Origin of the sequence: Moritella dasanensis ArB 0140 (assembly GCF_000276805.1) — a bacterium.
Classification (GTDB): domain Bacteria; phylum Pseudomonadota; class Gammaproteobacteria; order Enterobacterales; family Moritellaceae; genus Moritella; species Moritella dasanensis.
Window position 1 is genome coordinate 72705 of record NZ_AKXQ01000022.1, and the last position, 12819, is coordinate 85523.

The window sequence follows — 12819 nt, forward strand, 5'->3', positions numbered from 1 at the left end:
TTACAAGAACAAAATAGGTTACATCCGTTCAGTATTCCCAATCTTTGATTTAGCTATAATCATTAATCCATGAATAGGCTCAGCTGAGTTGGGTAAACACGCAGATAAAAATTGTTCAAAATATTAAGATCTCTATGCCCAGAAACTTTTGATATTGAAACAATATTCCAACCGGCTTCGTACAGACGACAAAGCCCCTCAGCACGAAGATCATGAAAATGTAAGTCCTCAATTCCTAGTTCTTTCATTACTTTATGCCAAGTAGCCCCCACTGATTGTGGATTATAAGGAAAAATGCGAGAGTCATCAGATTGACGAGGCTGTTGCATTAATATCTCAATGGCTCTACTAGAAAGTTCAAATGTAGAATTTATTTGTTGCCCACATTTTGGTGTTTTTCGATTGCGTATTGTTAGTGTTCGATTCTCGGAGTCCCAGTCCCCCCAAGTGATACTTACACAAATTTCTGAAAGACGCGCAGCTGTTTCTATCGCAAATTCAAAGATGTCAGTCATACGAATTGTTGTACGTGGATTGGTATCTCGAACGAGTAGCGCGCTTTTAATTATTGCTACTTCATCTTTAGTTATTCTACGTGTGCGAGTCTCGCTACGAGAAACATATCCCTTCCGTCGTAGCGTAGATACGCCGATAGAGTATGAATCAAGTGCGACTTTATGACATAAAATTGTCACAGAATCTCTAAGAGTCGAATGTAGAACAGAAAGATAGCCTGCAACAGTTTGTGGTCTGATATTTAACGTAGATTTTAAATAGCGACCTAAGCAATACCAATCATTTGCTATTAATTGATCTGCTGGTACTTTTGCAATAGGTGTCGTTAACATCAATGCTAAAATCGGTTTTATTTTTGGATTAAGATCGTCAGACATTATGGATATGCGCAAACAATCGTTAACAATATCTCCAATCGTACTTAATTTTTTATTCATACCAATGAAAAAACTAAAATCGTTATTTTCAATTTGAGTTGTAATCTTGGTCTTATAGCTGGCAGCTTGAGAATAAGTTTTAAAAACCCTAGTTTTTTGACCTGAAATTGGATCTTTTCGGGCAGGTTTGATCCTGATTTTGAATTTTTTACAGTATTCTTTTTGAGGGTTCGCTTTTTCAATTGAAATAGAACACATTTTTGTTTTTTTGTTTTTTGCCGTTTCGGCTTTGAAGTAAGGCTAATGACTATAAGTAAAAGAGTAAAGATTTTTTATTTAGTAATTTTATATACTTATAGTGATAGTAAATTATGACTTGTTCATATTTAACATCTATCTACGTCTGATTTAGAGTCAGATGTAGATAGATACCGCAATGGATCTTTTTCTTTAAATGTGGATCTACGTAACAAAAATATCACTCTATGATTAATTTCTAGGCTGATATTTTACTTGTTGAGGTTATCGCTTGTGTAAATCTGCTACGCCAACACGAAGGTAAATATTATTCAGTACATTGATGTCCCTGTGCCCCGTTATTTTTGATATTTCGACTATATTCAATCCCCGTTCGAACAGTCGGCAAGCGCCCTCGGCTCTAAGATCGTGATAGTGTAAGTCTTCAATATTCTGATCTTTACACACCTGCTGCCAAGCTGCGCCAATCGATTGGGCATTATATGGAAATATTTTTTCAGTGAGTTTAAGTTGTCGTATTATAATCTCAACAGCTTCAGGGAAGAGGGGGATAGTGCAGTGATTTCCTTTTTTATTCCGTGGGTCTTTACGATCTCGAATCGTTAAGGTTGCTGTATTTTCATCAAAATCATCCCATGTAACTCGAGTAATTTCTCCCAATCGCATACAGGTGGAAATTGATATATGAAAAATGTCTACAAGAGGGATGTGTGATGCTCTATGGCTCTGACGTCTATGTAGCCCCTCTAGTGCTAGTTCTAATTCCTGAGGCGTTGGGCGTCGGTCTCGTTTGTCGCTGCGACCGATAAGTTCGTATTTAACGAGAGTTGGAATAGCCTCGTTATGTGCATGAATATTTGCGTCATATCCAAACATTGGACCTGCAACATTAATGACACTACGTAAGTAAGTTATATCATGATAAACAGTCTGAGGGAGCGGTGCGGAGGGCTCATTTAGCCTTACGCGACAGTGTCTAACAAGATCTGTTGCTGTGAGTTCATCGGCTTGTACTAGTGCAATATCATAGCTACGTAATCGTCTAAGAACAGCAGATTTTGATCTGCCTAAATTTTTAGATGTGACACTGTCATTAAGATATAACGTGATTAGATCACCAATTAAAATCTTCTTTTTGGAATCCTTCATTGTAGATAAACCATCATTATTAATAGCTTGAATTAGATCTTTTGCCCATTTAGTGGCTGCCGATTTTGTCGCTAAAGTTTTTGATTTTTCAAACATACGCAAGCCATTTTTAGTCACTCGCACCCGTGCTTTGTATGAAAATCCTTTCTTAAGTTTAATTTTCTCGATAGTAATTTTAGGCATTTCAAATCTCTCTTATGTTATTAATTGAGTTTTGAAGTGCTAATGCTGTCTGTGTAGATAAAACGTGCTCATTGAAGCACACCTATCAAATCTGTATAATCCGCAGCCTTAAATAAGGGGCGTTATCTGTCCCTTATTTGTCCCTGTTTTGTCCCTCATTGCATAAATAGGACAAAATAGGACAAATTAAGCAGAATGCCAAGATTAGGTACTATCTGTAACCACTTGATTACAAAAAGGTTTTAAATATGTACCCATCTGGACGTTTTTCTATTGCCCCTATGTTGGATTGGACAGACCGTCATTGCCGTTACTTCCATCGTTTGTTAACCAAGAATACCTTGTTGTATACCGAAATGGTCACCACGGGTGCGATTATTCACGGCCGCGGTGATTATCTTGCCTACAACCAAGAAGAGCACCCTGTGTCGTTACAGTTGGGTGGTAGTAATCCAATCGATTTAGCACAAAGTGCGAAGTTGGCACAAGAACGTGGCTATGACGAAATTAACTTAAACGTGGGTTGTCCGTCAGACCGCGTGCAAAGTGGTAAGTTTGGCGCTTGTTTAATGGCGGAACCAACACTGGTGGCGGATTGTGTTAAAGCCATGCAAGACGTGGTGGATATCCCGATCACAGTGAAAACCCGTATTGGTATTGATGATCAAGATTCATATGAATTTTTACAAACGTTTATCGAGACGGTAGCTGCAACAGGCTGTAATGACTTTACCTTACATGCGCGTAAAGCTTGGTTAAGTGGTTTAAGCCCGAAAGAGAATCGTGAGATCCCAGAACTTAATTATCAACGTGTTTACGATATTAAGCAGGACTTTCCTGAGCTATTTATTGGTATTAATGGCGGTGTTAAAACATTAGCGGAAACGCAACTTCATTTAGGTCATGTTGACGGCGTAATGATGGGGCGTGAAGCGTACCACAATCCTTTCTTACTGAGCCAAATTGATGAGCTGGTTTATGGCGCAGAAAAATCGACGTTAAGCCGCCATGATTATGCTGAAATGATGCTACCGTATATTGAAAATCATATTCGTAACGGCGGCAGTTTAACGCATATTTATCGTCATATACTTGGTCTATTCCTTGGCTTGCCAGGCGCAAGAGCGTGGAAACGTCATCTTAGTGAGCAAGGACATAAAAAAGGCGCGGGTGTTGAAGTTGTGCAAGCAGCATTACTTTTAGTACCTAAGAGCTAAAGTTATAGTTCCTAAAAGTGAAAGCTATAATGCCTAAATATTGACAAATTAATTTAGAAAACCAAAAACAATAAAGCTTATTATGATGCATATAATAAGCTTTTTTTTTGTATGATTTTTAAGGGCTGGCTAGTTATTAACTGCAGAGCCTCGTTTGAGTTAATTTATTCAGGTAGTATGAATAGTCTAATACTAACGATTTAATAACATCTAATATACAAAAACGGTCATGATTTTAATTTCTAGGCCGATAAGTTATTAAATAATTCAAGGATATTGTCCGATCTATAAGTTAGATCAAAGGGACTTAATTGGTATTTTCATCATATATCAAACTAACTTACAAACGCTATAGAGGTATTAAATGGGACTCTCCACCCAACTAAAAATTAAGCATAAGATCGGCATTCTTTCGGCGGTTGTTGTCGTGGGTTTTTTAACTTATCTGTTCGCCAATATTCTTGTGGTGAAAGAAAATAAAGAACGTTTATCGCAACTGTCTGCCATTTATTATCCAGTACTTGAAGCGGCGACGATCAGTAACAGTAAAATTTCCGAGCTAACACAGGCAATTGAAACATCAGTCACCATTGGTGATGAAGATATGCTGCTAAGTGCTGATGCAGTTTATGCTGACCTGGTTACCCAATTAGATTTTATTAATTCAATTCATCCTGATAAACGTAGCGAGCTATTGTTAATTAAGGGTGAAGCTAAAGCATATTATAATTCGGCGAAGTATTTAGCTAATGGTTTGATTAGTGGCACTATATCAATGGATAACCTGTCTGATCTAGCCGAGAAAAATAGCCTTAAATTAGAAAAGTTGTTGGCTGACCTTGGTAAATTTAAGGACGATAGTCAAGCTGACTTTACAGCCTTGATTGATACCTCATTAGCGAACTCTGATAAAAGCCGTAATCGCGGTGTTATGTTAGCTGTCGGTGTGATTACCTTAGTACTGGCGGTGTGTTATTGGCTGACGGTGTCGATCACCGGCAGTATTCGTAAAGTATCAGATTCATTAAAAGCGATCGCGCAAGGTGATGGTGACCTTACCATCCGTATCGATTACGTGAATAAAGACGAAGTAGGTGATCTTGTTCATTGGTTTAACCAGTTTTTAGATAAGCTTCATCGCAGTATTAGCGAAACCATTAATTCAATCGATTCGCTATCACAAGCATCGACACAATTAGCGACATCAAGTTGCACGTCTAAATCCCGAATTCAAGAGCAAAGTCAGTCGATTGATCAGGTATCTCGCTCGATGAACGAGATGTTTGATACTGTCAGGCATATTGCTGATTATGCATCTAATGCTTCTGCGGAAGCAAGCAGCGCAAACAGCGAAGCAGAGACCGGGACAGTGGTTGTTAAAAAGACCATTGAAGCCATACACGAACTGGCTGACGAGGTAAAAACTGCCTCAAAAGTAATCGACGAATTAGACGCTCATACTAGCAATGTCGGGCTGATCCTCGACACTATCCGTAGTATCGCCGACCAAACCAATCTGTTAGCATTAAATGCAGCAATTGAAGCGGCGCGTGCGGGAGAACAAGGACGAGGTTTTGCTGTTGTTGCAGACGAAGTTCGGACTTTAGCATCTCGCACACAAGACTCAACTCAAGAAATCCAACAAGTATTGGAAGAGTTGCAACGTGCTTCTCGAGGAGCTGTGGAAGCGATGCAACGTGGAATGAGTAAAGCGGATATGGGCGTAGAGCAGTCATCAAGTGCTGGCGATTCTCTGACAAGTATTTCGGTTAAAGTTGAAGCCATCAACGTAGTCAATGAGCAAATTGCATCTGCTACGGAAGAACAGGCACAGACGTCAAAACTGATACATGGTTATATCGATGAAACGCATTCGATTGCCACACAAGTATCTGAAGATACCGAAGTGCTGGACGAGATCACCCAAGCGATCGAAGCTGCCACTCAAAAATTAAGACAAGCAACAAATCAATTTAGTGTGTAGTTAGAAATTATTATGAAGCTGATCTTGATGCTTCAGTGAAAGGGTATTTAAGTCTTAATTACTGAGCGAATGATAGATTTGAACGATACCGAGCAATAGGCTCGGTATTTTTTTAACTGCGATTTATAGCTAAGTAATTAACAATCTGAATAGAGCTATAACTCTACCCGTAAAATACGTTATAAATCCTTATTGAAATGGAGTGAGTTTATAGCGTTTTAGGTATTTACAATGATGCGTATATGTTAATTTTTGTATGCGTAGGTGAAAAGTTCAACTTAACCAGTTACATATTGGTAACAAGTTGTAATAACGTGATCTACATCTCTAAAATAAATCCGTAAGCATGAATAATATCGTCATACTAAGTTACTATATTTTAACAGTTAATTTAAACCTTGTATGACCAGTGTTAAATCAACACCAAATGGACTAAGTGTTTTAAAATAAGGAGATTTTAGATGAAAAAAGCATTTATAATGCTACCGCTTGCTGTTGCTTGTGCATCGCAATTTGCGATGGCTGCAACAACTGATTCGCAACGCCTTGCTCAACTTGAGCAGGAATTAGATATGTTAAAAGAAGCGAGCTCTTATGATTCGCTCTCTGATCGGATGTCTATCAATGGCTTCTTTACCGGTAAAGTCGGTATAGCTAGTAACGATGCTGGATATAATGGCTATGATAAAGATGCCGATTTCTCTGAAGGCAGTAAGCTTGGTCTGCAAGGTTCATTTGCACTAACGGAGCAAACCAAAATTGTTGCTCAGCTTGTTGCTCGTGGTAGTGATGATTGGGCTACCGAAATGGAATGGGCGTTCTTAAGCCATGATTTTGATAACGGTTTTGTTACTCGTATCGGTCGTTTACGTGTACCACTATATATGTATTCAGATTATCTAGAAGTGGGTTTCGCACAGCCTTGGGCTAACCCACCAAGTGAACTTTACAGTATTGTGCCACTGTCATCGTTTGATGGTATTGATGCTATTTATGACTTTGACTTGGCTGATGTTTCCGTCACATTACAAGCAAGTTATGGACATGCTGATCGCGACACTGGACCTAAGCTCGGGGAAGTGGACTACAAAGATATTCTCGGCGCTTCAGCATCATTTTCTTATGAAGAGTGGGTTTTCCGCACGACGTATTATCAAACCACACTTGATACGACTAAAGATGGTCAAATAACGCAATTTTTTGATGATGAGCAAAGTTATTTTGCTGGTGTTGGTCTGAGTTATGATGATGGCTCATTACTTGCTATCTCTGAGTTTGCCGTTTCTGACGTGGAAGGTGATTATTCAGATACTCAATCTGGTTATATTACCCTTGGTTACCGTATTAGTGATTTCACTCCTTATGTGACTTATGCTTTCCTTGAAACGACCGATGATAGTGAGAGAAACCCTGCATACAAACCAAGCTTTGACTGGAAACGAAATGCTTACAGTATCGGTACGCGTTATGACATCAGTTCAAACCTAGCACTAAAAGCGGATGTCACTTACGCCACTGATTTTGGTGATACTTCTGGTGGTTTGGAGCCAAATCTAGATGGAGCACAGAACCAAATAAATGATGATACATTGGTTTACACACTGTCATTTGATGCAGTATTTTAAGGAGAACTTTGATGAAACTATTAGCTAAAGTTGCCTTAGCAGCAGCATTAATCTCAGGTGTAGCACAAGCAGGTGTTGTGGTTATTGCTAACCCAAATGGCCCAGATGCATTATCGAAAGCACAAGTATCTAAACTTTATTTAGGTAAGTCGAAAAAATTACCTAATGGCGCTAAAGCACGCGTTATTGAGCAAGCGACGGGCAGTTTTATTCGTGGCGAATTTCATGCGAGTGTGACGGGTAAAAGTGATTCTCAACTGCAAGCTTATTGGTCACGCTTAGTATTTACTGGTAAAGGTAAACCGCCAAAGACAATTGGCTCAGCGTCACTGATCAAAAGCCAAGTTGCGTCACATGCGAACGCGATTGCTTATATTGACTCGTCAGAAGTGGATGACTCGGTAAAAGTGGTATTCACGCCTTAATATCTTAGGGTGTGTTTAAAGCCTAACGTTAGGTTTTGCATCAGTTGTTACGCTAAAAACCTCCGCATAATACGGAGGTTTTTTTATTGCTTTTTATCTAAGAGGCTTTATGTATCTGCGTTGATTGCGGTGCTAATGTCGGCTTCACCAACACATAGTCCATTATTTTTCTCACCATAGGTGCTGCACGTCTACCCCAACCGCCATTTTCGAGTACTGCTGTCACTAACACTTTCGGTGATTTGAGAGGTGCAAATGCGGTAAACAGGGCATGATCTCGTAAACGCTCAGTTAACTCTTCGGCATTATATTGTTCGCCATGCGCGAGACCAAATACCTGACTGGTGCCTGATTTTCCCGCGGCCACATAGGCAGTATTACTAAACGCTTTACGACCGGTACCGGTCACCAGTACACGGCGCATGCCTTCTTGCACTATGTCCCATGTTGCCGGTGTTACGCTGTCCAATTTAGCAAAGTCGTCGAAGGTAACCGCGGTATCAACACCATTTTCAATAATACTGCTGACGATATGCGGTCTATGTACTAAGCCTTTATTGGCAACCACGGATGTTGCTTTGGCTATTTGTAATGGGGTCGCCGTCCAATACCCTTGTCCTATGCCAATCGGGATCGTATCGCCTTGATACCAAGATTGTTTGTAATGAGCCCGTTTCCATTCTCTGGTCGGCATGTTGGCGCGACTATCTTCATTAATATCGACGCCAGATGGCAGGCCATAACCAAATTTATTCATCCAGGCTGATAATCGGTCAATACCCATGTCGTAGGCGATAGGGTAAAAGTAGGTATTCACCGATTTTTCAATCGCTTTGTAAATATCAACTTCACCAAAACCCCAGCGTACATCATCACGCCATTTTCGAGTGTTGGTATTGGGGATCCGCCACCAACCTGAATCATTTCTTTTGGTGTCGGGGGTGATCACGCCTACCGCTAACGCTGCCGCTGCAATCATAGGTTTAGCGGTCGAACCCGGCGAGTAAGTGCCTAAGGTCACGCGATTAAATAAAGGCCGGTCAGGATCAGATAATAGGGCTTTATATTCTGTCGATGAAATACCATGCACAAATAAATTAGGGTCATAACTTGGGCTAGATACCATGGCTAGAATGGAATCATCGCTTGGATCTAATACCACTAAGGCGCCGCGTTTATGCTTAAGCACTGATTTCCCTGTTACGGGGTCAATCTTCTTCTGGGTCAGTAATTTGTTGGCATATACCTGCAGATTAATATCGATATTCAATTTTAGATCTTTACCTGGGATTGGCGCTACTGTCTCCAATGTCCTTATTACTCGACCTTGGTTATTCACTTCTACTGTCGCAAAGCCAGCTTGGCCGTGCAGGGTTTCTTCATAAGACCGCTCAATCCCTAATTTACCGATGGTTCTCGTCGCTCTGTATTGTTTATATTTATGTTGTTCCTTTAATCGTTTGATATCACGATCATTAATTTTTGCGACATAACCTAATATATGGGTTAAATTTTCTCGATACGGGTAATAACGTTCGAGAAATGCATCCACAAAGACACCTGAAAACTGGTACTTATGTACGCTAAACATCGCGACTTGTTTTTCTGTTAACTGATCAACCAGCGTCACTGATTTAAAGTGTCGGGTATGCTGCATAGACTGTTTGAAGTCGCTGATATCGTCATCAGTTAAGCCAAATAGACTTTGTAATTTTAATAAGGTTAGATCTATGTTTTTTATTTTTTCAGGAATGAGCTCAAGCGAATAAATAGGCACATTCTTGGCTAACAGTATGCCATTACGATCATAAATGAGCCCTCTATTCGGCGGGATTGGCACGATCCTAATGCGATTGTTATTCGCTCGGCCAATATATTTATTATAACCGGATACCTGCAAGTGATATAAATTTGCTAATAAAACAGCCGTCATAAGTACTATCATAAACACAGATGCGGCGGTTCTACGTGAAAAAATCGCGAACGCGTCTTCTGGATTCTCGATTGGAATGCGTTTATTTATCGCGGTATTGCTTATCAAATTATTTTTTATCACAGTATTTCTTACCACAGTATCTTTTATCAAAATAGTTCTTAACTTAATATATTATGCATCACAGCAGATGATGAATATGAGTGTTTTGAATATTTAAAACAATATCAATATTAGCAGTAGACAATATTGTTTTAGTTAAGTGCCATAACAGAGCAGAAAGAGTGATAATTATACTTTAAAGCTATTTAATGGCGGTATTGTCGACCGCGTTTAGTTGCGATGTAATTACCTCTGCTTTAATGTTTTGCTGTTATCTAGCGCTATGTTTGAGGTGTTATTTTGGGTATAATTTAATGGCATGAATATTAAAACCAGAGTATTCTTCATACATCATAACTAAAGAGATTAACCTAGTGGATTTTGAAAAAGAATTTGCCGACCTGAAAGTCGAAGCCGAAGAGATCATTGATAACTTATTAGAAGATGGCAGTGATCCTGATGCTGTATATTCTATTGAACATCACTTTGCCGGGGATGATTTTGCACAGCTAGAAAAAGCCGCTATTGCAGCATTTAAACTGGGCTACGATGTCTCTGATCCAGAAGAAGTTGAACTGGAAGACGGCCAAACAGTATTCGCATTCGACTGTGTTGTTGAAACGGAACTGGATATCGATACCATCACACGTGATATCGAAAAACTACTTAAAATGTCTATTGAACAAGATGTTACTTATGACGGTTGGGGCACCTTCTTCGAAGAAGATGCATCATAATACCTGCAAAGGCATCGCTGTTTTTGTTGGTTGTTGATAAGTAATATTATTGTGTGTGGCATGATGTTGTTTATACCACAGACAAAATTTGTCGCTCGGTAACGGGCGGCTAAATAAATACCCCTGAAATTGATCACATTGCTGGGCTTGTAGCCATTTCATTTGTGATTCCTCCTCAACCCCTTCTGCCGTTACGGTTATATTTAATTCTCTTGCTAAGCTAATCACTGAACGTGTGATCGCCGTTGTCGTTTTATCTAATTCAAGTTCATCGACAAATGATTTATCAATTTTGAGTTTATGTGCAGGCATATTTTTTAAATAAGATAATGAGCAATAACCGGTACCAAAATCATCGATAGACAAGCGTACACCAAGCTTAATTAATTCTTCTAGCATCTTATCCGCGGTATGGTTTGATTCCAGTAGTGTGCTTTCTGTGACTTCTATTTCGAGTCGATGTGCTGGTATCTGGTAATAATCGAGATAGTGTTTAATTTTACTGATCAGCAGTGGGTCGTTAAATTGAATTGGGGATAGGTTAACGGCCATAAAGATATCGATATCTTGCGCCCGCCATTGTGCGAGTTGTTGACAGGCTTTTTCTAATACTACTTCTCCGAGTTGGCCTATTAAGTTATTTTTTTCGGCTAGTTCGATGAATTTAATTGGCATGATTAGCCCCTCTTCAGGGTGATGCCAGCGTGCAAGGGCTTCTACGCCAAGCACTGCTTTGCTATTTGCATCGACGACGGGTTGGTAATATAAATCGATGGACTTGTTATTAATCGCGTGTTTTAAATCGTCGATTAAGCGTTTTTCTGCTTCGGCATGGGCCTCTAATAGCGGATCAAATAAGGTGTAACTTTGTTCTTTATGTTTACGTGAGCGTAATAAAGCTTGTTCACTACAAGTGAGTAACTGGCTGGTATTCTGTACTGTATCGGGATAGTTCGCAGCGCCAATACATATAGCGAGATCAATGACGTGGCCTTGGATCGCGACTTGTATATTAAGTCTGTCGATTAATTTATTGCACAGCGCGTTAAGCTGTACTGGTGAACTGACGTGATCGGTTAAAATGGCAAATCTATCCCCTTGGATGCGGGCGAGATGTGCTGAATTTGGGGCTAGTTGTTTGATCTTTTGACCCACATAAACGAGGACTTTATCGCCTATTTCAGTGCCGAATTGGCTGTTTAATTTACCGAGTTTCTTAATATCAATGAGGATCATGCCCCAATCGTGTTGTTGGTTGATATTTTCAAGTTCTTGCAAAAACGTGGTGCGGTTTAATTGCTGGGTTAATTGATCCTGCTTGGTTAAGGTGGCAATTTTCTCTAACGTATTACGGCGTTCTTTAATGTCGCGAGAAATACTGACGGTACCGACTAATTGGTTATTTTGAATCACCGGATGTTTGTGTACATCAACATAGACTTGGCGGCCTGCTAACTCAAATTCCATTTTGTAATTAGCACTTTGATAATCTGATTTTAACTGGCTATCGTAATCAACACTGACTTTTGCTGTTGATTCTGGCAGTAGTTGTTCAACGGTTTTACCAATGACATCGGTTTTTTTCTTATTCGCTAATTTGAGTGCCGCACGGTTGCATTCGACGATACGACCTTGCATATCTTTGTAAATGACAAAGTCAGGCAGGGCATCAAAAATAGAGTTCAGTAAGGCGGTTTTTTCTTGTAGTTTTTGCTCTGAGCGAAACTTACTGGATACATCAACGGCAATGCCGAGCAAACCGATTATTTTACCCTTGTGATTGTGCAGAGGGATCTTAGTGATCTCAAACTGTCCTTGCCCATAGATAGTCTCCATATGCATGGTTTTGGCAATGACACTGCGACCGTGGACGAGCGCTTCTTGATCTGTTTGATAGAGATCTTTACTCGGCAGCTGCTTTTCTTTCAATGCAGGTTGCAGTTGAATATCGGTTTTACCAATAATGAATTGTTCTGATGGTAAATCAAACAAGGATAAACAATGTTTATTACAGCCAAGATATTGCCCATGAATATCTTTCCAAAATATGCCAATTGGCAGATGTTGAATTGCATTAATCAATATGTGATTCAGAGAATCTGTGCTACCCATAACCTATCACTCCATTCCTTGGTGTTGACATCTATAGCTAAGCTGTTGGTATTTTTATAACTACAACTTAATGTTACTAACAAATATTTTACATCTTAACTGTTGGGATGGGAATGTTTTTGCAGGATATAGATGGGTGATTTGTGATGTTCATATCGTCTTTATTAGCAATGACAAACAAAAAAGGGGGGAGCTGATTAA

The 12819-nt window shown here is 39.6% G+C and carries 9 protein-coding genes; 5 read left to right on the forward strand and 4 right to left on the reverse strand.

The window, feature by feature from the left end:
• Positions 1 to 62 precede the first annotated feature (62 nt).
• Together A923_RS22665 and A923_RS0116785 are read right to left on the reverse strand one after the other, a co-directional pair.
• The gene (locus A923_RS22665) at positions 63 to 1151 is read right to left on the reverse strand and encodes a site-specific integrase (RefSeq protein ID WP_017222848.1); all 1089 of its coding nucleotides are present in this window, start codon (positions 1149 to 1151) and stop codon (positions 63 to 65) included.
• Between the two features lie 264 nt (positions 1152 to 1415).
• Positions 1416 to 2483: a site-specific integrase gene (locus tag A923_RS0116785; RefSeq protein ID WP_017222849.1), complete on the reverse strand. Its 1068-nt coding sequence runs from the start codon at positions 2481 to 2483 to the stop codon at positions 1416 to 1418.
• Positions 2484 to 2731: 248 nt separating this feature from the next.
• Here A923_RS0116785 and dusA point away from each other — a divergent pair, with 248 nt between their 5' ends.
• From dusA to A923_RS0116805, 4 genes are all read left to right on the forward strand, one after another.
• The gene (gene dusA / locus A923_RS0116790) at positions 2732 to 3700 is read left to right on the forward strand and encodes a tRNA dihydrouridine(20/20a) synthase DusA (protein WP_017222850.1); all 969 of its coding nucleotides are present in this window, start codon (positions 2732 to 2734) and stop codon (positions 3698 to 3700) included.
• A 364-nt stretch (positions 3701 to 4064) separates the two neighbouring features.
• Positions 4065 to 5684: a methyl-accepting chemotaxis protein gene (locus A923_RS0116795; RefSeq protein WP_017222851.1), complete on the forward strand. Its 1620-nt coding sequence runs from the start codon at positions 4065 to 4067 to the stop codon at positions 5682 to 5684.
• 461 nt (positions 5685 to 6145) lie between these two features.
• Positions 6146 to 7309 (forward strand): hypothetical protein, encoded by a 1164-nt coding sequence (locus A923_RS0116800; RefSeq protein ID WP_017222852.1) that lies wholly within the window; start codon positions 6146 to 6148, stop codon positions 7307 to 7309.
• A gap of 11 nt (positions 7310 to 7320) precedes the next feature.
• Positions 7321 to 7734, forward strand: a complete 414-nt coding sequence (locus tag A923_RS0116805) for a type 2 periplasmic-binding domain-containing protein (RefSeq protein WP_017222853.1) — start codon at positions 7321 to 7323, stop codon at positions 7732 to 7734.
• A 97-nt stretch (positions 7735 to 7831) separates the two neighbouring features.
• Here A923_RS0116805 and mrdA read toward each other — a convergent pair whose 3' ends face one another.
• Positions 7832 to 9790 (reverse strand): penicillin-binding protein 2, encoded by a 1959-nt coding sequence (mrdA, locus tag A923_RS0116810; RefSeq protein WP_017222854.1) that lies wholly within the window; start codon positions 9788 to 9790, stop codon positions 7832 to 7834.
• A 353-nt stretch (positions 9791 to 10143) separates the two neighbouring features.
• On the opposite strand from mrdA, the gene rraB reads away from it, so the two are divergent.
• A complete protein-coding gene (gene rraB / locus A923_RS0116815) occupies positions 10144 to 10506 on the forward strand; it encodes a ribonuclease E inhibitor RraB (RefSeq protein ID WP_017222855.1) in 363 nt (120 codons plus the stop codon).
• Here rraB and A923_RS0116820 read toward each other — a convergent pair.
• Positions 10501 to 12618 (reverse strand): sensor domain-containing protein, encoded by a 2118-nt coding sequence (locus A923_RS0116820; RefSeq protein WP_017222856.1) that lies wholly within the window; start codon positions 12616 to 12618, stop codon positions 10501 to 10503. The two genes, rraB and A923_RS0116820, sit on opposite strands and share 6 nt — an antisense overlap.
• Positions 12619 to 12819: the final 201 nt, after the last annotated feature.

Excerpts from the sequence above, each read along its gene's own strand:
- A923_RS0116800 (WP_017222852.1), top strand. The coding sequence starts at position 6,146 with ATGAAAAAAGCATTTATAATGCTACCGCTTGCTGTTGCTTGTGCATCG.
- dusA (WP_017222850.1), top strand. The coding sequence starts at position 2,732 with ATGTACCCATCTGGACGTTTTTCTATTGCCCCTATGTTGGATTGGACA.
- A923_RS0116795 (WP_017222851.1), top strand. The coding sequence starts at position 4,065 with ATGGGACTCTCCACCCAACTAAAAATTAAGCATAAGATCGGCATTCTT.
- A923_RS22665 (WP_017222848.1), bottom strand. The coding sequence starts at position 1,151 with ATGTGTTCTATTTCAATTGAAAAAGCGAACCCTCAAAAAGAATACTGT.
- A923_RS0116820 (WP_017222856.1), bottom strand. The coding sequence starts at position 12,618 with ATGGGTAGCACAGATTCTCTGAATCACATATTGATTAATGCAATTCAA.
- A923_RS0116805 (WP_017222853.1), top strand. The coding sequence starts at position 7,321 with ATGAAACTATTAGCTAAAGTTGCCTTAGCAGCAGCATTAATCTCAGGT.
- A923_RS0116785 (WP_017222849.1), bottom strand. The coding sequence starts at position 2,483 with ATGCCTAAAATTACTATCGAGAAAATTAAACTTAAGAAAGGATTTTCA.